Below are 20,938 nucleotides of genomic sequence, written 5' to 3'. Positions count from 1 at the left end.
CGGTCCCCTCCCGGGGCCGGCCGCCGGCCGTGCGGTCAGCCCTGCGCGTCGGGATCGGCGGGGCGGCGCTCGCGCGGCGGCTCGATCGCCCGGGGCGCCCGCCGGAGGGTGTCGAGCAGGTCCTGCCCCGGCTCCCGGGGCTGCTCGAACAGCTCCGCCGCGTCGTCGGGGACGACGACCTGCGGCTCCCGGTCGGCCGGGTCGAAGCTCGGCGGCACCCGCTTGAGGTGCCGGCTCATCGACTTCACCAGCAGGACGACGGCGATGAGCAGCAGCACGATGAGCAGCAGCCCGAGCGGACCGGCCTTGCCGACGTCCTCGGGGAGCTGCTCGTTGGTGGCGGCGAGCACGTTCATCGGACACTCACCTCGCTGCGGATGCCGGCGAACAGATCGTCCTCCGGCACCGGCGAGTCCACCAGGGAGCGGGCGAGCTCGTAGTCCTCCGTGGGCCAGATCTCCTGCTGCACCTCGATCGGGCAGGCGAACCAGCGGCCGTCGGGGTCGATCTGGGTGGCGTGGGCGATCAGCGCGGCGTCGCGGACCTCGAAGTACTCGGCGCACGGCACCCGGGTGGTGACCCGGTGGGAGACGTCGCGGGACGGGTCCCAGTTGGCCAGCCACTCCTCGTAGGGCGACTCGAGGCCCCGGGCGAGGATCGCCTCGTGCAGCGCCCGCGTGCGGTCGAGGGTGAAGCTCATGTGGTAGTAGAGCTTGCTCGGCTGCCAGGGCTCGCCCAGCTCGGGGTAGCGGTCGGGGTCGCCGGCGGCCTCGAACGCGTGCACCGAGACCTCGTGGGTCTTGATGTGGTCGGGGTGCGGGTAGCCGCCGTTCTCGTCGTAGGTGGTGATGACCTGCGGCTTGAACCGGCGGATCAGCGCGACCAGCGGCGCGGCCGCCTCCTCGACGGGCACGCGGGCGAAGCAGCCCTCGGGCAGCGGCGGCAGCGGGTCGCCCTCGGGCAGGCCGGAGTCGACGAAGCCGAGGAACTCCTGCTCGATGCCGAGGATCTCGCGGGCCCGCGCCATCTCCTCGACGCGGATCTGCGGCAGCCGCTCCCAGACGTCGGGACGGTCCATGGCGGGGTTGAGCACCGATCCGCGCTCGCCGCCGGTGCACGTGGCCACCAGGACGCGCGCGCCCTCGGCGACGTACCGGGCCATGGTGGCGGCGCCCTTGCTGGACTCGTCGTCGGGATGGGCGTGCACGGCGAGCAGGCGCAGCTGGTCGGGCGAGGTCACCAGGGCATTGTCCCCCGCGGCGGGGACGGGGCGGCGGACGCCGGCGGACCGCCGTCGGGAAACCCCCTGCTCGGGTACCCCGGGAGGAGGAAAAGTGGTGCTCGTCACGACACTGCGGAGTATCGTTGCCGGTCCCGCGGGCCCGTCCGGAGCTGTGCACCGGCTGGGACGGCGGTGTTAGCTTGGCGTGATCGACCTGAGGCCGTTCCCTTCGGGGGGCGGCTTCCCGACTTTCAGGAGCACCCCACGTGTCGACCCCCACTGACGAGCAGCAGCAGGGCATCTGGCTGACCCAGGAGGCCCACGACCGGCTGAAGGCCGAGCTCGACCAGTTGGTGGCGAACCGGCCGGCCATGGCCGCGGAGATCAACGCCCGCCGCGAGGAGGGGGACCTCCGGGAGAACGGTGGGTACCACGCCGCCAAGGAGGAGCAGGGCAAGCAGGAGGGCCGCATCCGGCAGCTCACCGAGCTGCTGCGCAAGGCCCGCGTCGGCGACGCCCCGAAGACGGCCACCACCGCCGAGCTCGGCACGGTCATCACGATCAGGTTCCAGGGCGACGACGAGACCGAGAAGTTCCTGCTGGGCTCCCGCGAGATCGCCGGGACCACCGAGCTCTCGGTCTACTCCCCCGAGTCGGCGATGGGCTCGGCCATCATGGGCGCCAAGCCCGGCGACTCGGTGACCTACGAGGCGCCCAACGGCCGCAAGCTCACCGTCGACGTGGTCGCCGTCGAGCCGTTCGTCCCCTGACGGGTGGGCGGGCACGTCCGCTCCCGGCGGGCGGAGAACACCGGGTTCGTCTGCGGGCACTGCGCCGCCGACGTCCCGGCCAGCACCGACGGGCACTACCGCAACCACTGCCCGTTCTGCCTGTGGTCGCGGCACGTCGACGACCTGCCCGGTGACCGGGCCAGCGACTGCCGGGAGCTGATGGAGCCGATCGGACTGGTGGAGAAGTCGGGCAAGGGCTGGCAGGTGGTCCACCGCTGCACCGCGTGCGGCCACCGCCAGCCCAACCGGCTGGTCCGCGACGGCGAGGCCCCCGACGACCTCGACCTGGTGCTCACGCTCCCCTGGTTGTAGCTCCCGGAGCGCCGCGGCCCTCGACCACTCCCGGGGTCGAACTCGCGGACCCCGGTTCCTGCAGGACCCCGCCGGCACGAGTTCGCCCCCGGGAGCCGGCGTCCCAGGGCCCCGCTGCAGGGGCCCGCGCCGAGCGAGCGAGGCGTGCGGGGCAGCGGGGTCCGTTCTCAGGCGGCGAGGCCGCGGCGGCGCAGCAGCGGTGCGGGGTCGGCGTCCCGGCCGCGGACGGCGCGGAAGGCGGCCAGCGGGTCCACCGAGCCACCCCGGGAGAGCAGGCGCTCGCGGAAGACGTCGCCGTTCTCGCGGCGCAGCCCGCCGTTCTCCTTGAACCACTCGACGGTGTCGGCGTCGAGGACCTCCGACCAGATGTAGCTGTAGTAGCCGGCCGCGTAGCCGCCCGCGAAGACGTGCTGGAAGTACGTCGTCCGGTAGCGCGGGGGCACGAGGTCGGAGGCGACGCCGGCCTTCTCCAGCGCGGCCCGCTCGAACGCCGCCGGGTCGCCGATCTCGGTCTCCGGGGTGATCCGGTGCCAGGCCTGGTCGAGCAGCGTCGCCGCCAGGTACTCCAGCGTCGCGAAGCCCTCGCCCCACAGCGCCGCGGCGTCGATCGCCTCGACGACGCTGGCCGGCAGCGGCTCACCGGTCTCGACGTGCCGGGCGTAGTGCGCCAGCACCTCCGGCCACAGCGCCCACATCTCGTTGACCTGGCTCGGGTACTCGACGAAGTCGCGGGGCACGCTGGTGCCCGAGAACCGCGGGTAGGTGACGTCGGACATCAGCCCGTGCAGCGCGTGGCCGAACTCGTGGAACAGCGTGTTGACCTCGTCGAGCGTCAGCAGCGTCGGCTGGCCCGCGGCGGGCTTGGTGACGTTCAGGTTGTTCAGCACCACCGGCCGCGTGCCGAGCAGCCGCGACTGCGTGACGAAGGAGCTCATCCACGCCCCGCCGCGCTTGCCCTCGCGGGCGTGGAAGTCGCCGAGGTAGAGCCCCACGGGAGCGCCGTCGGCGTCGCTGACCTCCCAGACCCGCACGTCGGGGTGGTAGCCCCGCAGCTCCGGCCGCGGGGTGAACCGGAAGCCGTAGAGCCGTTCCGCCGCGGCGAAGACGCCGTCGACCAGCACGCGGTCCAGCTCGAACCAGGGGCGCAGGGCCGTGCTGTCGACGGCGTAGCGCTCGGCGCGCACCTGCTCGCTGTAGAACGCCCAGTCCCACGCGGCGAGCTCTACGCCGTCGCGGGCCGCGGCCTCGCGCAGCGCGTCGGCCTCCTTCTCGGCGTTGGCCACCGAGGGGCCGACCATCGACGACAGCATCGCGTCGACCGCCTCGACCGTGCGCGCGGTCTGGTCGGCGACCACCAGGTCGGCGTGGGTGTCGAAGCCGAGCAGCCGGGCACGCTCCGCGCGGACCCGCGCCAGCTGCGCGGCGACCGGCCCGTTGTCGTGCTCGCCGGACGACGCCCGCGACACGGACGCCTCGAAGACCCGGCGGCGCAGCTCGCGGTCGCGCAGCTTGGCCAGCACCGGCTGGCCGGTGGGCAGCAGCAGGGTGAGCAGGTGACCGTCCTGGCCGCGGTCGGCCGCGGCGGCCGCCGCGGCGGCGATCTCCTCCTCGCCCAGCCCCTCGAGCTCGGCGGCGTCCGCGACCAGGACGGCGGCGGCCTCGGTGGCCATCTGCAGGTTCTGACCGAACGTCGTCGACAGCTCGGCCAGCTGCTGGTTCAGCTCGGTCAGCCGGGCCCGGCCGGCCTCGTCGAGCTGGGCGCCGGAGAGCACGAAGTCGAGGTGGTAGCGCTCGACCAGCCGCACCGCCTCGTCGTCCAGCCCCGCCTCGTGCCGCCCCGCGTGGACGGCGTCGATGCGGGCGAACAGCGCGGGGTCGAGCCGCAGCGCGTCGGCGTGCGCGGCCTCCAGCGGGGCCAGCTCCCGCTCGATCTCCCGCAGCCGCGGCGTCGACAGCGAGGAGGCGAGGTTGCCGAACACCAGGCCGGCGCGGGTGAGCAGCTCACCGGAGCGCTCCAGCGCCACGACGGTGTTCTCGAAGGTCGGCGGCTCGTCGGAGTCGACGATCGCGGCGACCTCCGCTCGCTGCTGCGCCATGCCGGCCAGCAGCGCCTCGCGGCAGTGCTCCAGCGTGATGTCGGCGAACGGCGGCAGCCGGAACGGCAGGTCGGAGGGGGCGGCCAGCGGGTTGTCGGCGGGGATCTCGGCGCTCATCGACGCCCATCCTGCGCCTGCCGCGGCCACGGGCGCGCACCGGCCACCGGCTCGGGCGTCCGCGGGGTGCGCGGCCGCGCCGCCGTCCGGGCGCCGGCGGAGGCCACCGCCGGGCCGCGACGACGTCGAGACCGTCGTCGTCGCGGCCCGGACGGGGCGCTCAGCGGCTGGCGGCCCGCCGGTAGGCGCGCACCGACAGCGGCACGAACACCGCCAGGATGAGCACGACCCAGATCAGCGTGTAGAGCGCCGCGTTCTGCATCGACCAGGCGTCGGAGGGCGGCGGGCCCAGCGTGTTGCCGAAGAGCTCACGCGCGGCCTGCACCAGCGTCGACACCGGGTTCCACTCCGCGAACGTCCGCAGCACCGAGGGCAGGCTCTCGAGCGGCACGAACGCGTTGGAGATGAAGGTCAACGGGAAGATGACGATGAAGCTCGCGTTGTTCACGACCTCCGGCGTCCGCACCACGAGACCGACCAGCGCCATCAACCAAGAGATCGCGAAGGCGAACAGCAGCAGGAGCAGGAAGCCGCCCGCCGCCTCGAGCACCGAGGTGTTGATCCGCCACCCGACGATCAGGCCGGTCACGGCCATCACCGCGATGGAGATGACGTTGACCGCCGCGTCGGCGACGGTGCGGCCGACGAGCACGGCGGCGCGGGACATCGGCAGCGAGCGGAACCGGTCGATCAACCCCTTCTGCAGGTCCTCGGCGAGGCTGTAGCCGGTGATCGTCGACCCGAAGACCACCGTCTGGGCGAAGATGCCCGGCAGGAGGAACTCCGCGTAGCTGATGTCGCCCGGGACCGCGATCGCGCCGCCGAACACGTAGCGGAACAGCAGGACGAACATGATCGGCGACAGCGTCGCGAAGACCAGCAGGTCGGGGACCCGCTTGACCTTGATCAGGTTGCGCTTGGTGATGACGGCGCTGTCGGACAGCGTCGCGGTCAACGCGCTCATCGCGCACCTCCCCCGGCGGAGGCCGGCTCGGGCTCACCGGCTCCGGTGCCGTTCTCGGCGGCGTGCCCGGTGAGCGTGAGGAAGACGTCGTCGAGGTCGGGCCGGCGCAGCCCCGCGTCGACCAGCTCGGCGTCGCCGCCCTCCAGCAGGCGCAGCGCCTCGGCGAGGACCTCGGTGCCGCCGCGCACCGGCACGGTGAGCCGCCGGACCTGCTCGTCGATCCGCGGCTCGTCGACGGCCAGCGGGCGCAGCCGCTCGGCGACGTCGGGCAGCATCGCGGCGCTGGTGACCGTGAACTCCAGCCGCTGGCCGCCCACCTGCGCCTTGAGCTCGTCGGCGGTGCCACGGGCGATGACCCGGCCGTGGTCGATCACCACCATGCGGTCGGCGAGGCGGTCGGCCTCCTCCAGGTACTGCGTGGTGAGCAGGATCGTCGTCCCGCCGTCGGCGAGGTCGGCGATGAACTCCCACATCGAGAGGCGGCTGCGCGGGTCCAGACCCGTGGTCGGCTCGTCGAGGAAGAGCACCCGGGGCCGGGCGATGAGCGAGGCGGCGATGTCGAGCCGCCGGCGCATGCCGCCGGAGTAGGTCTTGGCCGGCCGGTCGGCCGCGCCGGTGAGGTCGAAGCGCTCGAGCAGCTCCCCCGCCCGCGTGCGCGCCTCCTTCTTGGGCAACCGGTAGAGCCGGCCCACCATCTCGAGGTTCTCGAGGCCGGTGAGGTACTCGTCGACCGCGGCGTACTGGCCGGTCAGCCCGATGGCCGCCCGGACCCGGTCGGCGTCCCGCACCACGTCGAGACCCACCACCTCCGCGCGCCCGGCGTCGGGCTGCAGGAGGGTCGTCAGGATGCGGACCACGGTCGTCTTGCCCGCCCCGTTGGGGCCGAGCAGGCCGAGGACGCTGCCCTCGGTGACCGTGAGGTCCACACCGTTCAGTGCTGTCGTGTCGCCGAAGCGCTTGACCAGGCCGTCGACGACGATCGCGTCGGTCATGCGCAGGACCGTAGGCCCGGGGGGTGACCGTTTCCGACCGCTTTTCGCGAGGGGCGTACCGAGAACTCCATGACCGTGCAGACGCCCCGGTCAACCGGAACTCATCGGCCTCACTCCGGCGCCGGGGAGTAGCCGGCCCGCACCAGCGCGGCGGTCACCTCCGCCGCGTGGTCCGGTCCGCGGGTCTCCAGCACCACGAAGACCTCGACCTCGCCGAGGTCCAGCCGGGTCGCCGTCCGCTCGTGCTCGACCTCCAGCACGTTGGCGCCGACCGCGGCGAGCTCGGCGAGGACGGCGGCGAGCGAGCCCGGGCGGTCGGGCACCCGCAGCCGCAGCGACAGGTAGCGCCCGGCCGCGGCCATGCCGTGCTGCACGACCTTGAGCAGCAGGACTGGGTCGATGTTGCCGCCCGAGACCACCGCGGTCACCGGGGGCGCGAACGCCGCCGGATCGGCCAGGACGGCGGCGACGGCGGCCACCCCGGCGGGCTCGACGACCAGCTTGGCCCGCTCCAGGCAGAACAGCAGCGCCCGCGAGAGGTCCTCCTCGCTGACCGTGCGCACCTCGTCGACCAGGCCGCTGACGTGGGCGAACGTCAGCTCGCCCGGGGCGGGGACGGCGATCCCGTCGGCCATCGTCGCCATGGCCGGCAGCGGCACCGGCCGGCCCGCGGCCAGCGACCCGGGGAAGGCCGCCGCGCCCTCGGCCTGCACCGCCACCACCCGCACGCCCGGTCGGCGGCTGCGCACCGCGGCCGCGACGCCGGAGACGAGCCCGCCGCCGCCGGCGCAGACCACGACGGTCGCGGTGTCGGGGCACTGGTCGAGGACCTCGAGTCCGACCGTGCCCTGCCCGGCGATCACGTCGGGGTGCTCGAAGGGGTGGATGAAGACCGCGCCGGTGCGCTCGGCGTGCTCGGCCGCGGCGACGAGCGGCTCGGCCAGGGTCTGCCCGAGCAGGTGGATGCGCGCGCCGTAGGACCGCGTGGCGGCCACCTTCGGCAGCGGCGCCGTCTCGGGCATGAAGACGGTGGCCCGCGCACCCAGCAGCTGCGCGGCCAGCGCCACGCCCTGCGCGTGGTTGCCGGCGCTGGCCGCCACCACCCCCCGCGCGCGCTCCTCCGGGGTGAGGCGCGCGATCCGCGTGTACGCCCCGCGGATCTTGAACGAGCCGGTGCGCTGGAGGTTCTCGCACTTCAGCCAGACCGGACCGCCGACCCGCTCGGCCAGCCCGCGCGAGTGCTCCAGCGGCGTCCGGCGGACGACGCCGTCGAGCAGCGCGGCGGCGGCCTCGACGTCGGCGCCGCTGACCAAGGGCACGTCGGCTGCGGGCACCCGCCGATCCTCGCACCGGAGGAGCTCCGGACCGGTGACCGGAGCCACCTCCGCGTCGTACCGTGGCGGGGGTGACGGACCCGGCTTCCCAGCAGTCCACCCCTCCCGCGCCCACCACCCTCGGCGAGCTCCGCGCCGGCGGGGCGACCTACCGCACGGTCAAGGCCGAACTGCGCGCCAACCTGCTCGCCCGCCTCGCCGCGGGTGAGCCCACCCTGCCCGGCATCGTCGGCTTCGAGGACACCGTCGTCCCGGAGGTCGAGCGGGCCCTGATCGCCGGTCACGACCTCGTCCTGCTGGGCGAGCGCGGCCAGGGCAAGACCCGGCTGATCCGCACCCTCGTCGGGCTGCTCGACGAGTGGACCCCCGTGCTCGCCGGCAGCGAGCTCAACGAGCACCCGCTGCACCCGGTCAGCGTCTGGGCGCTCCGGCAGCTCGCCGAGCACGGGGACGCCACCCCCGTCGGCTGGCTGCACCGCAGCGAGCGGTTCGGCGAGAAGCTGGCCACCCCCGACACCAGCGTCGGGGACCTCATCGGCGACGTCGACCCGATCAAGGTGGCCGAGGGACGCACCCTCGGCGACCCCGAGACCGTCCACTACGGCCTGGTCCCCCGCACCAACCGCGGGATCTTCAGCGTCAACGAGCTCCCCGACCTCGCCGAGCGGATCCAGGTCGCGCTGCTCAACGTGCTGGAGGAGCGCGACATCCAGATCCGCGGCTACCGCGTGCGGCTGCCGCTGGACCTGCTGCTGGTGGCCAGCGCCAACCCCGAGGACTACACCAACCGCGGGCGGATCATCACGCCCCTCAAGGACCGCTTCGGCGCCGAGGTGCGCACGCACTACCCGCTCGAGCTCGCCGACGAGGTCCGGCTGCTCCGCCAGGAGGCACTCACCTCCTGGGGCGCCACGCAGCTCGACACCCCCCTCGTCCCCGAGCACCTGCTCGAGATCGTCGCCCGCTACACCCGGCTGGTGCGCGAGTCCAGCCACGTCGACCAGCGCTCCGGCGTCAGCGCCCGGTTCGCCATCGCCGGGCTGGAGACGATCGCCGCCTCCGCCGTCCGCCGGGCCGCCGTCGCCGGGGAGCCCCGGCCGGTGGCGCGGGTGGTCGACCTGCCGAGCATCGTCCCGGCCAGCCGCGGCAAGGTGGAGTTCGCCGACGCCGGGGCCGACCCCGACGACGAGCGCGAGCTCGAGGTGCTCGAGCACCTGCTGCGGCAGGCGACGGCGCAGACCTTCCGGGCCCGCTGCGCCGGGCTGGACCTGACCGGCCTGCAGGAGCACTTCACCGGCGGGGAGACCGTCGAGTCCGGCGAGCTGGTGCCGGCGGCCGCGCTGCTCGGCCAGCTCGGCACGATCCCCAAGCTGGCCGAGCTGCTCGGCCGGCTCGGCGTGCCGGAGGGCGAGCAGTCGGCGGAGCAGGCGGCCGCGGCGGTGGAGTTCGCCCTCGAGGGGCTCTACCTCACCCGCCGGTTGGCCAAGGACACCGACGGCACCCGCACCGTGTACGGGGCCTGAGGTGGCGCGCGCACGCGGCGGCCGCGGCTACCGGTACGGCCGGTGGCGCGGCGGGCCCGACCCCCTCGCCCCGCCCTACGACCTCGGCGACGCCGTCGACGAGATCGGCGACTCCGTGCTCGGCGGCAGCGGGGTGCGGGAGGCGCTGCGCGAGCTGCTGCGCCGCGGCATGCAGGGCCGGCGCGGCCTGGACGAGCTGCGCCGCTCGGTCCGCGACCGGCTGCGCCAGGCCCGCACGGCGGGGCGGATGGACGGCACCCTGCAGGAGGTCCGCGAGCTGCTCGACCGGGCGCTGGAGGCCGAGCGGCGGGAGCTGTTCCCCGACCCCGACGACGCCGCCCGGCTCGCCGAGGCCGAGCTCGACGCGCTGCCCGAGGACACCGCCGGCGCCGTCCGGGCGCTCAAGGAGTACCCGTGGCGCTCGGCCGAGGCCCGGCAGGCCTACGAGCAGATCCAGGACCTGCTGCGCCGCGAGGTGCTCGACAGCTCCTTCTCCTCGATGAAGCAGGCGCTGGAGAACGCCAGCCCGGAGGACATGCAGGCGGTCAAGGACATGGTCGCCGACCTGTCCAACCTCCTCGACGCGCACAACCGCGGGGAGGACACCGACCAGCAGTTCCGCGACTTCATGGACCGGCACGGCCAGTTCTTCCCGGACGACCCGCAGTCGGTCGACGAGCTGATCGACTCCCTCGCCCGCCGGGCGGCCGCGCAGGAGCGGATGATGGCCGGGATGTCGCCCGAGCAGCGGGCGGAGCTGGCCGACCTGATGGCCCAGACCATGCAGGACATGGGCCTGGCCAGCGAGATGGCGCACCTGCAGGACGCCCTGCGGCAGGCCCGGCCGGACCTGCCGTGGGGCCAGCGCGGTCAGGTCCCGGACGGCGCCGAGTCGCTCGGCCTCGGCGACGCGACGACGGCGGTCGCCGAGCTGGCCGACCTGGAGGCGCTGTCCAACCAGCTCTCCCAGGGCTACGCCGGCGCGTCGCTGGCCGACGTCGACGAGGAGCTGCTCGAGCGGGCGCTCGGCCGCGACGCCGTCGACGACCTCGCCGCGCTGCGCCAGCTGGAGCGGGAGCTGGAACGGCAGGGCTACCTCAACCGCTCCGACGGCAAGCTGGAGCTCTCCCCCAAGGCGGTGCGCCGGCTCGGCGCGACCGCGCTGCGCCGGGTGTTCGCCAAGCTGACCGCGACCGGCCGCGGCGAGCACGACGTGGCCGACGCCGGTGCGGCCGGGGAGCTCACCGGGAGCTCGCGGGAGTGGCGCTTCGGCGACGAGCAGCCGCTCGACGTCGTCCGGACGGTGAAGAACGCCGTCCTGCGCACCGCCGCCGAGCCCCGCGCGCAGGACGACCGGCGGGTGCGCATCGCCGTCGAGGACTTCGAGGTGGTCGAGACCGAGCGGCGCACCGGCGCCGCCGTCGCGCTGCTGGTCGACCTCTCCTACTCGATGGCGCTGCGCGGCACGTGGGGCGCGGCGAAGTCGACGGCGATGGCCCTGCACTCGCTGGTGACCACGCGGTTCCCGCAGGACGCCATCCAGATCATCGGGTTCTCCTCGACGGCGCAGGTGCTGCGGCCCGAGACGCTGGCCGAGCTGTCGGTGGACACGCTGCAGGGCACCAACCTGCAGCACGGCCTGATGCTGGCCCGCCGGTTCCTCGCCCACCACCGCGACGCCGAGCCGGTGGTCCTGATCGTCACCGACGGCGAGCCCACCGCCCACCTGGAGGACGACGGGACGCCGTTCTTCTGCTGGCCGCCGATGCCCGAGACGATCGCCCGCACCGTCGCCGAGGTGGAGCGGGTGGCCCGGTCGGGCGCCACGGTGAACGTCTTCGCCCTCGACCCCGACCCGGGGCTGGTGCACTTCGTCCACGACCTCACCCAGCGCGCCGGCGGCCGGGTGTTCACCCCCGACAGCGAGCGGCTGGGCGAGTACGTCGTCGCCGACTACCTCAGGACCCGCCGGGGGCGCCGCGCCCGCTGAGAGAGGAGCCCGTCCTCCCCACCCCTCCCAGGCTCGGGGCGGTCCCCTGGACGGGGCCCACCTCCGGCCGAGGCGATGGGGTGTCGGGGACACTGTGCGAGTGAGCTCCGACTCCCTGACCGGCACCATCACCATCGAGAAGGTCGACGCCGCCGCCACCTACCCGCTGCGCATGCAGGAGCTCCGCGAGGGCCGGTCACCGGAGATCGAGGAGGACGACGCCCCGTACACCCTGCACCTCGCCGCCCGGCTCGACGGCGGCGAGATCGTCGGCGTCGTCCGGTTCCACCCGCGGGACTGCCCGTGGCGCGACACCGAGGGCTCCTGGCAGCTGCGCGGCATGGCCACCGACCCGCGGGTGCGCGGGCGCGGGGTCGGGCGGGCGCTGGTGGCCGACGGGCTGGTGCGGGTCTCGGCGATGGGCGCCCAGCTGGTGTGGTGCGACGCCCGCAAGGCCGCCGTCGGCTTCTACGAGCGGATCGGTTTCACCGTCGTCACCGACGAGTACGACCTGCGCCCGGTCGGCCCGCACCGCGGCATGCTGATCGAGCTACCGATCCGCTGAGACCGCCACCGGCTCGGGGCCGCTGGAGCTGACCCCGGGGATCACGCCGGCGCGGAAGGCGTCGACGAACAGCCGGTGGTCCTCCTGCGTGCGCCGGGCGTAGGAGTGCGCGAACTCGACGAGGTCGGCGAGGAACTCCTCGCGCCGGTCGCCGATCATGGCCGTGATGGCCTCCTCCGTCTGGCCGGGCACCAGCGTGTGGTCGCTGTCGGCGTCCCCGACGCAGTGCATCTTCGCTGTGGCCCGGCCCAGCTGGGTCATCACCGGGCGCATCTCGGCCGGCTCGGTGAGGTCCTCCCAGTCGAAGTCGACCTCGTAGGGCGAGAGCTCGGCGACGCCGAAGCCGACCCCGCGGATCTCGGTCCACCCGACGAACTGCGAGGTGTGCGCCTGCAGCGCCCGCCGGCTGGTCGCCGTCCGGTGCCCCTCGTGGTCGAAGTAGCCCCGGATCTCCGGGTCGGTCACGATCCGGCTGGGCGCGGCGACGTTGCCCTGCTTGATCGACAGGACGACGTCGTTCTCCAGCGCCTGGTCGTAGCCCTCGAGCAGCACGTTGTAGGCGGGCAGGCCCGCGCTGCCGATCCCGAACCCGCCGGTGCCGACGACGTCCTTGACCTCGTAGGCGACGTCGCGCCGCCGCGCCGGCGGGTGCACGGTCTGCCGGTAGCGCTCGACGGCGGCCAGCACCTCCTCGCGCTCGGCGTCGTCGAGGCGGCGGTTGCGCGGGCTGTCGGCGAAGCGGCGCTCGAACCGCTCGACGACGGTGAGCCGGTCGAGCAGGGCGATCCGGGTGCGGGCGCTGGTCTCGAGGATCACGTCGTGCACCGCGCCGTCGGTGTTCTCGCGCACGAGGGCGAAGGAGCGGTCCTCGTCGGAGTGCGTGAACGCCTCCACCTGGTCGAGGTAGGCGGTCAGGTAGCGGCGCAGCAGTTCCTCGATGACGTCGTCGGAGAGCGCCTTGCGCCAGGCCAGGAGGGCGAAGCTGGCGGCGAAGCGGCGCAGGTCCCAGCTGACGTGCCCGAGGTAGGCCTCGTCGAAGTCGTTGACGTCGAACACGATCCGGCCGGAGCCGTCCATGTAGGTGCCGAAGTTCTCGGCGTGCAGGTCACCCTGGATCCACACGCGCGCCGTCCGCTCGTCGCACCAGCGGTCCTCGAGCGTCGCCATGTCGGCGTAGAACAGGCAGGCGGAGCCGCGGTAGAACGCGAACGGGTCGGCGGCCATCTTCCGGAACTTGGTCCGGAAGGCGTCGGCATCGGCGCGCATCAGGTCGGCGAAGGCGTCGACGAGGACGTCGACGATCACCCTGCTGCGGTCCTCGGCCTGCTCGGGTGACACCGGTACGGGGGACGACGGCACGGGGCCACCGTAGGGGGCCGATAACCTGCGGGGCAGGTGGAACGACCCGACGACGAGGACGGGGGCGGCGTGACGCGGGCGAGCGTGGCACGACGGCTGGCAGCGGGGGCTGCCTACGGCGGGGGTGGCGTCGGGCTGCTCGGTGCCGGCCTGCTCGCCCTGCTGCGGGAGCAGGCCCGCTCGGCCCGCCGCCGGGTGGAGGCGCGCACCGCCAAGGAGGACCCCCCGTCGGGCGACGGCGTCTACGGCCGCGGGCGCGGCAAGCCGATCGTCTTCGCCGTCCTGGGCGACTCCAGCGCGGTGGGTCTGGGCGTCGAGCGGCCCGCCGAGACGCCGGGCGTGCTCATCGCCGCGGCGCTGGCCGAGCTCGCCGAGCGCCCGGTCCGCCTGGTGCGGCTCGCGGTGTCCGGTGCGGTCTCCCGCGACCTCGACGAGCAGGTCTCCAAGGCCCTGGCCGAGCAGCCCGACGTCGCCATGATCATGGTCGGCGCGAACGACGTCACCAGCCGCACCCGGCCGGCGGTGTCGGTGCGCCACCTCGCCGACGCGGTGTCGCGGCTGACCGAGGCGGGCTGCCAGGTCGTCGTCGGCACCTGCCCCGACCTCGGCACCATCCGTCCGATCGGCCAGCCGCTGCGGCTGCTGGCCCGCCGGTGGAGCCGGCAGATGGCGGCCGCGCAGACGATCGCCGTGGTGGCCGCCGGCGGGCGCACCGTCTCGCTGGGGTCGGTCCTCGGGCCGACGTTCGCCTCCGACCGCACCCTCTTCAGCTCCGACGAGTTCCACCCCAGCGCCGCGGGGTACGCGGCCGCCGCGGCCTGCCTGCTCCCCTCGATCGCCGACGCCGTCGGGGTGTGGCCGGCCGCGGCCGACCGCCCCCGCGGCCCGCTGCGCCGCGAGTCGGTGCGGCCGGTCGCCCAGGCGGCCGCGCGCGCGGCCAGCCGCCCGGGCACCGAGGTGCGGGCCACCGAGGTGCGCGGCTCCGGCACCGGCCCCCGCGGGCCGTGGGCGCTGCTGCGCCGGCGGCGGCCGACCGAACTGCCCACGCCCGAACAGGCCGAGCAGGCCGCCGAGGCCTCGGTCGGGGGTTGAGGCCCGGCGCGGGCTACCCGGGGGTAGTTTCGCGGGTGATCCGCCGTCCGGCGCTCCACCGTCGGAGCCCGCACCCCTGGGAGGCCCCGTGCCCGAAGCAGTCATCGTCGCGACCGCGCGCTCGCCGATCGGTCGTGCCTTCAAGGGGTCGCTCAAGGACCTCCGGCCCGACGACCTCACCGCCACCGTCGTGCGCGCGGCGCTGGACAAGGTGCCCGCGCTCGACCCCGCCGACATCGACGACCTGATGCTCGGCTGCGGCCTGCCCGGCGGCGAGCAGGGCTACAACATGGGTCGCGTGGTCGCCGTCCTGCTGGGCATGGACCACCTGCCCGGGACGACGATCACCCGCTACTGCTCCTCGTCGCTGCAGACCACCCGGATGGCCCTGCACGCGATCAAGGCCGGCGAGGGCGACGTGTTCATCTCCGCCGGCGTGGAGATGGTGTCGCGGTTCGTGAAGGGCAACTCCGACTCCCTGCCCGACACGCACAACCCCGTCTTCGCCGACGCCCAGGCCCGCGTGGCCAAGGTGGCCGAGAGCGGCGCCGACTCGTGGACCGACCCGCGCGAGAGCGGCGAGATCCCCGACATCTACATCGCGATGGGGCAGACCGCCGAGAACCTCGCGCTGCTCAAGGACGTCTCGCGGCAGGAGATGGACGAGTTCGCCGTCCGCAGCCAGAACCTCGCCGAGCAGGCGATCGCCGACGGTTTCTGGGAGCGGGAGATCACCCCGGTCACGCTGCCCGACGGCACCGTGGTCAGCAAGGACGACGGCCCGCGGCCGGGCGTGACGCTCGAGGGCGTCTCCCAGCTCAAGCCGGTGTTCCGGCCCGACGGCCGGGTGACGGCGGGCAACGCCTGCCCGCTCAACGACGGCGCCGCCGCGGTCGTCGTCATGAGCGACACCAAGGCGCGCGAGCTGGGCCTCACCCCGCTGGCCCGCATCGTCTCCACCGCGGTCACCGGCCTGTCGCCGGAGATCATGGGCTACGGCCCGGTGGCGGCGTCGCAGCGGGCGCTGGAGCTGGCCGGCATGACGATCGACGACATCGACCTGGTCGAGATCAACGAGGCGTTCGCCGCGCAGGTCATCCCGAGCTACCGCGACCTGGGCATCGACATCGACAAGCTGAACGTGCACGGCGGCGCCATCGCCGTCGGCCACCCGTTCGGCATGACCGGCGCCCGCATCACCGGCACGCTGATCAACGGCCTGCAGACCCGGGACGCGACCTTCGGCCTGGAGACCATGTGCGTCGGTGGCGGCCAGGGCATGGCGATGGTGGTCGAGCGCCTCAGCTGAGGCGCGTCCCGGCGGCGATCACGCGCCGCAACGACCGGACCAGCGTTCCTGGCGGTCGCGACGCCATGATCACGGGGACCGACCCGGCCGCGAGAGCCTCCTCCCGGGGTCGATCTCGCGCCCCGGGAGGCCTGCCGCACCCCGGGTGCACGAGTTCGACCCCGGGAGCGGGGCGGGCGAGCGCCCCGGACAGGCCGGTGGCCCGGCCCCCTCGCGGGGACCGGGCCACCGTGGTGCGGGTTCAGCTCACTCGCGGAAGTAGCTGAGCAGCCGCAGGATCTCCAGGTACAGCCAGACGACCGTGACCAGCAGGCCGAAGGCGATGTACCAGGCGAACTTCGCCGGGGCGCCGCGGCGGATCGCCTCGTCGGCCATGTCGAAGTCGAGCAGCAGCGACAGGGCCGCCACGCCGATCACGACCAGGCTGAAGATGATCGCGACACCGCCGCCGTCGCGCAGGCCGAGGCCGCCCGGGACGAAGAACGCGGCGATCCAGTTGGCCAGGACCAGGACGAGGACGCCGACCATGGCGCCGACCAGCCAGCGGGTGAACTTGGGGGTCACCCGGATGGCGCCGGTCTTGTAGACGACGAGCATGCCGGCGAAGACGCCGAACGTGCCGATCAGGGCCTGGACGACGATGCCGTCGCCGTAGACGTTGTTGAACGCCTCGCTGATGGCGCCGAGCGCGACACCGTAGAGCGCGCCGTAGGCCAGGGTCGCCGCCGGGTTGGCGATCTGCTTGAAGGCGATCACCAGACCGAGGACGAACGCGACGAGCACGGCCGGGAGCGCGAAGCCCCAACCGGTGTCGCCCGGCAGCGCCCACGTGGCGGCGGCGGCCAGGACGGTCACCAGGAAGGAGATTCCCGTCTTGGTGACGACGTCGTCCATCGTCATGTAGCGGGTGGTCGCCCGCGTGTACGGCGCCGGGGCGGGCGCGCCGTACTGGTCGTACTGGGTGGGGGCGCCGTACTGCTGGGGCGAACCCAAGCCGCCGCCGTACTGCCCGCTCCGGGTCGCGCTGTCGAACGCGCGCCCGAAAGCAGGGTTGCTGCTGGGCATCGTCATCTCCCTGAGGGAACTGGTCGGACCGTGGGGTCCACCGTGGCGGACTCCACTCGGTCAGGTCAACGTCCGCGGTGGCCGGCGCGTTCCCGGGCCCGCAGCGTCCCTCCAGGGGGTGACCGAGCCGTCGTTGCCGGGCTCCTCGGGAGCTTCCTAAACTGGAGGGGGTCGAAATGACGGCCGCTCCCCCTCCCGCAGGTGCGTCGAGCGCTGCCGTCCCCGTCCGGCGAGCGCTCCTCGCGCGGCGCTCGCCGAGGTGATCCCATGCCCCTCCGGCCGACTTCCCCGGCCGGGGCGCCCGAGGGCGCTCTCCCCCTCTTCCTCGCCCAGGTCGACCACCGGCTGGGACGGCTGCGCCTGGCCGGCCGGCTCGACCGGGGCACCTGCCACGTCCTGCTCGACGTCGTGCGCGCGCTGGTCCTCGACGGCGGTGAGCACTGGACCGTCGACGTCACCGACCTGCTGGTGGCCGACCACGCCGGGTTGCGGGCGATCGGCTCCGCCTACCGGCGTCTGGTCCGGCGCGGCGTGCGGATGACGTTCACCGGGGCGCCGCCCGCCCTCGTCGGCGCCCTGACCCACCTGCGGCTCGACGCGCACCTGCTGGACCGGACCGCCGCGCCGGCCATCGCGTGAGGCGGGTGGTACCCCCGGTCGGGTTCGAACCGACACTGGGACCCTTTTAAGGGGCCTGCCTCTGCCAGTTGGGCTACGGGGGCGGTGTCCGAACGGTAGCCCGGCGGGCCGCACCCACCTCCAGCAGCGCGCGCAGGACCGCCTCCACGGCGGCCGGCCTGGGGCCCGGGAGGACGGCGGCCTGCACCACCCGCTCCCCCGGGCAGTCGGTCAGCGGCAGCCGCACCAGCCGGTGGTCGCTCACCACGACGGTGAGCTCGTGGGTCAGCGCGATGCCCTTGCCGGCGGCCACCAGCGCCTGGGCCTCGAACGGTTCGTCGCCGCGCCCGGCCAGCAGGACCGGCGGGTGCAGCCCGGCCCTGGCCAGGACGGCGTCCACCCGGCGGGCCGCCGACCCCTCGTGCGCCCGGACCCAGGTCTCCGCGGCGAGCTCGCCGAGGGCGACGCTGCCGCGGCCGGCCAGCCGGTGCCCGGCCGGCAGCAGGACGCGGAGCGGGTCGCGGAAGAGCGGGACCACCTCGACCCCGGGCACGACGGGGGCCGGCTCGAGGTCGTGCTCGAACACGACGGCCACGTCGAGCTCCCCGCGGCGCAGGCCGTCGACCGCGGCCGCGCGGTCCACCAGGGCGTCGACGAGCACGATCCCCGGGTGAGCCCGGTCCAGCCGCGCGCCCACCTCGGCGGACAGGTGCACCAGCGCCGAGAGGAACGAGCCCAGCCGGACGGTGCCCCGGGAGAGCCCGCGCAGCTCGCGCAGGTCGGCCTCGGCCCGCGCCACCTGCGCCGCGATCAGGTCGGCGTGCGCCAGCAGCACCCGGCCCGCCTCGGTCGGCAGCACGCCGCGGCGGGTCCGGCGCACCAGCACGCTGCCGACCGAACGCTCCAGGGAGGCGACCTGCCGGGAGACGGCGGGCTGGGTCAGGTGGAGCTCCTGCGCGGCCGCCGAGAAGGAGCCGTGCGCCAGGACGGCGCGCAGCGTGGCGACCTTGACCAGGTCCAGCATGAACGGAACGTAGGACTCCCCCGACGGATCCGCATGGATGCGCATGGCCGGCGGTGCGCACCGGAGGACCCGTGGGCGAGCGGTCGCGGGTCTGGGTCCTGTTCTGCGCGGTCGGGGTCGTGGCCGCCACCTGGGCGGCGCGGGTCCCGGCCGTGCAGGACCGGCTCGGCCTCTCCCCCGGCGGGCTGGCCGTGGTGGCGCTCACGATCGAGGCGGGCGCGCTGTGCGGGCTGCCGCTCGGCGCGGTCCTGGTGGGGCGGGTGGGCACGCGGCGGGCGATCGCCGGCAGCCTGTCCGTCTTCGCCCCCGGGCTGCTGACCGCGGCCCTCGCCCCGGGGCTGGCGGTGCTCGCGACCGGGCTCGGGTGCTGGGCGGCCGCCAACAGCGTGCTCGACGTGGCGCTCAACGCCCAGGGCGTCGATCTGGAGCGGCGGGCCGGGCGACCGGTGCTCGCCGGGCTGCACGCCGGCCAGAGCTGCGGCCTGCTGCTCGGGGCCGGCGGCGCGCTCGCCGCCACCGCCACCGGGGTGCCCCTGCTCGGCCACACGGCCGCGGTGGGGCTGCTCGCGCTCGCCGCCGGCCTGCTCGCCGCCGCCGGGCTTCCGCCGGCGGGGCAGGAGGCGGCGGGGCGGCAGGCAGCGGGCGGGCGCAGGCGGCGGCCCGCGGGTGGGCTGGCGGCCCTCGGCGCCGTGGCGTTCTGCGTGTTCCTGCTCGACGGGACGGCGTCGACGTGGCTGGCCGTGCACGTCCGCGGCACGCCGGGCGGGAGCGAGGGGCTGGCCGCCGCGGCCTACCTCGGCTTCACCGCCGCCCTGCTCGCCGGCCGGGTCGTCGGCGACCGGCTGACCGCGCGCCTCGGCCGCCGCCGCCTCGTCCGCGCCGGCGCGCTGCTGGCCGCGGCCGGTCTCGCCACCGTCGTCCTCGCGCCCGGCACCGCGCTGCCGATCACCGGCTGGGCGGTGCTGGGGCTGGCGCTCGCCCCCCTGGCGCCGGTGGTGCTGGCCGCCGCGCCGGGCGCCGGGGCGGGCGGCGCGCCCGGGGCGCTCGCGACGGTCACGACGGTCGGCTACCTCGGCTCGTTCACCGGGCCGCCGGCGGTGGGGGCCGTCGCCGAGGTCACCGGCAGCCTGGGCGCGGCGCTGGCCCTGGCCGCGGCCGCCGCCCTCGCGGCCGCGGCGCTGGCCGGCCGGGCCCTCCCGGGCGGCGGCCGCTGAGGCCGGCCGGCCGGGCCGCCTACGCCGCCGGCCGGGTGGTGGCCGCCGAGACGAACTCGCGGCGGGGGTCCTGCAGCTGGCCCAGCGAGACCACCTCGCGGCGGAACAGGAAGGCCAGCGTCCAGTCGGCGACCACCCGGGCCTTGCGGTTGAACGTGGGCAGCCGGCTGACGTGGTAGGTGCGGTGCATGAACCAGGCCGGGAAGCCCTTGACCTTGACGCCGTAGACCTGGGCGACGCCCTTGTACAGGCCCAGGCTGGCCACCGAGCCCACGTACTCGTGCCGGTACGGCACCGGCTCCTCACCGGCCAGGACCCGCACGAGGTTGTCGGCGAGCCGCTTGGCCTGCCGGACGGCGTGCTGCGCGTTGGGCGCGGTGGTGGCACCGGGCTTGGTCAAGTCGGGGACGGCGGCCAGGTCGCCGGCCGCCCACGCGCCGTCCACCCCGCGCACCTGAAGGGTCGGCTCGCACTCCACCCGGCCGCGGTCGTCGATCGGCAGGTCGGTGCGCGCCAGCAGCGGGTTCGGCTTGCTGCCCGCCGTCCAGACCAGGGTGTCGCTGGGGAACTCCTCGCCGTCGGACAGGCGCACCACGCAGTCGTCCGACACCGACTCCAGGCGGGTGTTCAGCCGCACGTCCATGCCCCGCTCGGTGAGCTGGCGGACCGTCCAGGCGGCCATGTCGAGGTCGACCTCGGGCAGGATCCGGCCGGTCGCCTCGACCAGCACCCAGCGCATGTCGGCCGGCGAGAGCCGCGGGTAGTAGTGCTCGATCGCGTAGCGGGCCATGTCCTCCAGCTCCGCGAGCGCCTCGATGCCGGCGTACCCGCCGCCGACGAAGGTGAAGGTGAGCGCCCGCCGGCGCACCGCCGGGTCGTCGGTGGAGCTGGCCGCGTCCAGCCGGGCCAGCACGTGGTTGCGCAGGTAGATGGCCTCCCCGACGGTCTTGAAGCCGATGCCGTGCTCGGCGAGGCCGGGGATCGGCAGGGTGCGGGCGACCGAGCCGGCGGCCATCACCAGGACGTCGTAGGAGAGGTCGAACTCCTTGCCCTCCAGCGGGGCCACGTGCGCGCGCCGCTCGGCGTGGCTGAGGCCGGTGACGGCTCCGGTGATCACCCGGCAGCGCGGGAGGGTGCGCCGCAGCGGCACGACCACGTGCCGGGGCTCCACCGAGCCGGCCGCCGCCTCGGGCAGGAAGGGCTGATAGGTCATGTGCGGCTGCGGGTCGACGACGACCACCTCGGCCCGCCCGCGGGAGAGCCGCTTCTGCAACCGCAGGGCGGTGTAGAGGCCGACGTAGCCGCCGCCCACGACGAGGACCACCGGACGCTGCGCTGGCGCACCCATGCC

At 74.8% G+C, this 20,938-nt stretch carries 19 protein-coding genes and 1 tRNA gene; 9 read left to right on the top strand and 11 right to left on the bottom strand.

Translation table 11 applies throughout. The annotated features are described in order from the left end of the window. Positions 1 to 35: 35 nt before the first annotated feature. Positions 36 to 356, bottom strand: a complete 321-nt coding sequence (locus ACI78S_RS02205; RefSeq protein WP_456970560.1) for a hypothetical protein — start codon at positions 354 to 356, stop codon at positions 36 to 38. Continuing rightward, a complete protein-coding gene (gene mca, locus ACI78S_RS02200) occupies positions 353 to 1,240 on the bottom strand; it encodes a mycothiol conjugate amidase Mca (protein WP_456970559.1) in 888 nt (295 codons plus the stop codon). The genes ACI78S_RS02205 and mca overlap by 4 nt, the downstream gene beginning before the upstream one ends. Positions 1,241 to 1,488: 248 nt before the next feature. Here mca and greA point away from each other — a divergent pair, with 248 nt between their 5' ends. After that, the gene (greA, locus tag ACI78S_RS02195) at positions 1,489 to 1,992 is read left to right on the top strand and encodes a transcription elongation factor GreA (protein WP_456970558.1); all 504 of its coding nucleotides are present in this window, start codon (positions 1,489 to 1,491) and stop codon (positions 1,990 to 1,992) included. A gap of 3 nt (positions 1,993 to 1,995) precedes the next feature. Then, positions 1,996 to 2,325 carry an RNHCP domain-containing protein gene (locus ACI78S_RS02190; protein ID WP_456970557.1) on the top strand — a complete coding sequence of 110 codons (330 nt, stop codon included), beginning with the start codon at positions 1,996 to 1,998 and terminating at the stop codon, positions 2,323 to 2,325. A 167-nt stretch (positions 2,326 to 2,492) separates the two neighbouring features. Here the strand turns inward: ACI78S_RS02190 and ACI78S_RS02185 are convergent, their stop codons facing one another. The 4 genes from ACI78S_RS02185 to ilvA form a co-directional block, all read right to left on the bottom strand. After that, positions 2,493 to 4,538 (bottom strand): M3 family metallopeptidase, encoded by a 2,046-nt coding sequence (locus tag ACI78S_RS02185; RefSeq protein ID WP_456970556.1) that lies wholly within the window; start codon positions 4,536 to 4,538, stop codon positions 2,493 to 2,495. Between the two features lie 160 nt (positions 4,539 to 4,698). Further along, on the bottom strand, positions 4,699 to 5,502 hold the full coding sequence (locus ACI78S_RS02180; protein ID WP_456970555.1) for an ABC transporter permease: 804 nt from the start codon (positions 5,500 to 5,502) through the stop codon (positions 4,699 to 4,701). Continuing rightward, positions 5,499 to 6,494, bottom strand: coding sequence for an ATP-binding cassette domain-containing protein (locus ACI78S_RS02175; RefSeq protein WP_456970554.1), 996 nt, complete (start codon positions 6,492 to 6,494; stop codon positions 5,499 to 5,501). Before ACI78S_RS02175 ends, ACI78S_RS02180 begins: the two co-directional genes overlap by 4 nt. Positions 6,495 to 6,604: 110 nt before the next feature. Then, on the bottom strand, positions 6,605 to 7,828 hold the full coding sequence (ilvA, locus tag ACI78S_RS02170) for a threonine ammonia-lyase (protein WP_456970553.1): 1,224 nt from the start codon (positions 7,826 to 7,828) through the stop codon (positions 6,605 to 6,607). 71 nt (positions 7,829 to 7,899) lie between these two features. Here ilvA and ACI78S_RS02165 point away from each other — a divergent pair, with 71 nt between their 5' ends. From ACI78S_RS02165 to ACI78S_RS02155, 3 genes are all read left to right on the top strand, one after another. Continuing rightward, a complete protein-coding gene (locus ACI78S_RS02165; RefSeq protein ID WP_456970552.1) occupies positions 7,900 to 9,351 on the top strand; it encodes a sigma 54-interacting transcriptional regulator in 1,452 nt (483 codons plus the stop codon). A 1-nt stretch (position 9,352) separates the two neighbouring features. Then, positions 9,353 to 11,341 carry a VWA domain-containing protein gene (locus ACI78S_RS02160; RefSeq protein ID WP_456970551.1) on the top strand — a complete coding sequence of 663 codons (1,989 nt, stop codon included), beginning with the start codon at positions 9,353 to 9,355 and terminating at the stop codon, positions 11,339 to 11,341. Positions 11,342 to 11,441: 100 nt separating this feature from the next. Beyond that, entirely contained in the window at positions 11,442 to 11,906 is a 465-nt protein-coding gene (locus ACI78S_RS02155; protein ID WP_456970550.1) for a GNAT family N-acetyltransferase, read from the top strand. On the opposite strand, the gene ACI78S_RS02150 is transcribed toward ACI78S_RS02155, so the two are convergent. Beyond that, positions 11,892 to 13,265 (bottom strand): DUF2252 domain-containing protein, encoded by a 1,374-nt coding sequence (locus ACI78S_RS02150; protein ID WP_456970549.1) that lies wholly within the window; start codon positions 13,263 to 13,265, stop codon positions 11,892 to 11,894. The two genes, ACI78S_RS02155 and ACI78S_RS02150, sit on opposite strands and share 15 nt — an antisense overlap. Before the next feature lie 36 nt (positions 13,266 to 13,301). On the opposite strand from ACI78S_RS02150, the gene ACI78S_RS02145 reads away from it, so the two are divergent. Together ACI78S_RS02145 and ACI78S_RS02140 are read left to right on the top strand one after the other, a co-directional pair. Next, a complete protein-coding gene (locus ACI78S_RS02145) occupies positions 13,302 to 14,357 on the top strand; it encodes an SGNH/GDSL hydrolase family protein (RefSeq protein ID WP_456970548.1) in 1,056 nt (351 codons plus the stop codon). A gap of 88 nt (positions 14,358 to 14,445) precedes the next feature. Further along, a complete protein-coding gene (locus ACI78S_RS02140) occupies positions 14,446 to 15,666 on the top strand; it encodes an acetyl-CoA C-acetyltransferase (RefSeq protein ID WP_456970547.1) in 1,221 nt (406 codons plus the stop codon). 246 nt (positions 15,667 to 15,912) lie between these two features. On the opposite strand, the gene ACI78S_RS02135 is transcribed toward ACI78S_RS02140, so the two are convergent. Next, complete coding sequence (locus ACI78S_RS02135) at positions 15,913 to 16,731, bottom strand: Bax inhibitor-1/YccA family protein (protein ID WP_456970546.1); 819 nt, start codon at positions 16,729 to 16,731, stop codon at positions 15,913 to 15,915. Between the two features lie 267 nt (positions 16,732 to 16,998). On the opposite strand from ACI78S_RS02135, the gene ACI78S_RS02130 reads away from it, so the two are divergent. Next, complete coding sequence (locus tag ACI78S_RS02130) at positions 16,999 to 17,370, top strand: STAS domain-containing protein (RefSeq protein ID WP_456970545.1); 372 nt, start codon at positions 16,999 to 17,001, stop codon at positions 17,368 to 17,370. Between the two features lie 6 nt (positions 17,371 to 17,376). Here ACI78S_RS02130 and ACI78S_RS02125 read toward each other — a convergent pair. Beyond that, positions 17,377 to 17,453: transfer RNA gene (locus ACI78S_RS02125), tRNA-Leu, on the bottom strand. After that, entirely contained in the window at positions 17,444 to 18,373 is a 930-nt protein-coding gene (locus tag ACI78S_RS02120) for a LysR family transcriptional regulator (protein ID WP_456970544.1), read from the bottom strand. The genes ACI78S_RS02125 and ACI78S_RS02120 overlap by 10 nt, the downstream gene beginning before the upstream one ends. Before the next feature lie 71 nt (positions 18,374 to 18,444). Between ACI78S_RS02120 and ACI78S_RS02115 the strand changes: the two genes are divergently transcribed. Then, the gene (locus ACI78S_RS02115; RefSeq protein ID WP_456970543.1) at positions 18,445 to 19,587 is read left to right on the top strand and encodes an MFS transporter; all 1,143 of its coding nucleotides are present in this window, start codon (positions 18,445 to 18,447) and stop codon (positions 19,585 to 19,587) included. A 19-nt stretch (positions 19,588 to 19,606) separates the two neighbouring features. On the opposite strand, the gene ACI78S_RS02110 is transcribed toward ACI78S_RS02115, so the two are convergent. After that, the gene (locus ACI78S_RS02110) at positions 19,607 to 20,935 is read right to left on the bottom strand and encodes an NAD(P)/FAD-dependent oxidoreductase (RefSeq protein WP_456970542.1); all 1,329 of its coding nucleotides are present in this window, start codon (positions 20,933 to 20,935) and stop codon (positions 19,607 to 19,609) included. Positions 20,936 to 20,938 lie beyond the last annotated feature (3 nt).

It is taken from the genome of Geodermatophilus sp. SYSU D00815 (assembly GCF_054050035.1).
The sequence above is the reverse complement of the archived record's forward strand: the minus strand, read 5'-3'. Positions and strand labels throughout refer to the sequence as shown.

Coding starts and splice junctions, on each gene's coding strand:
- ACI78S_RS02205 (WP_456970560.1), bottom strand. CDS start 356: ATGAACGTGCTCGCCGCCACCAACGAGCAGCTCCCCGAGGACGTCGGC.
- ACI78S_RS02185 (WP_456970556.1), bottom strand. CDS start 4,538: ATGAGCGCCGAGATCCCCGCCGACAACCCGCTGGCCGCCCCCTCCGAC.
- ACI78S_RS02180 (WP_456970555.1), bottom strand. CDS start 5,502: ATGAGCGCGTTGACCGCGACGCTGTCCGACAGCGCCGTCATCACCAAG.
- ACI78S_RS02175 (WP_456970554.1), bottom strand. CDS start 6,494: ATGACCGACGCGATCGTCGTCGACGGCCTGGTCAAGCGCTTCGGCGAC.
- ACI78S_RS02135 (WP_456970546.1), bottom strand. CDS start 16,731: ATGCCCAGCAGCAACCCTGCTTTCGGGCGCGCGTTCGACAGCGCGACC.
- ACI78S_RS02130 (WP_456970545.1), top strand. CDS start 16,999: ATGCCCCTCCGGCCGACTTCCCCGGCCGGGGCGCCCGAGGGCGCTCTC.
- ACI78S_RS02120 (WP_456970544.1), bottom strand. CDS start 18,373: ATGCTGGACCTGGTCAAGGTCGCCACGCTGCGCGCCGTCCTGGCGCAC.
- ACI78S_RS02110 (WP_456970542.1), bottom strand. CDS start 20,935: ATGGGTGCGCCAGCGCAGCGTCCGGTGGTCCTCGTCGTGGGCGGCGGC.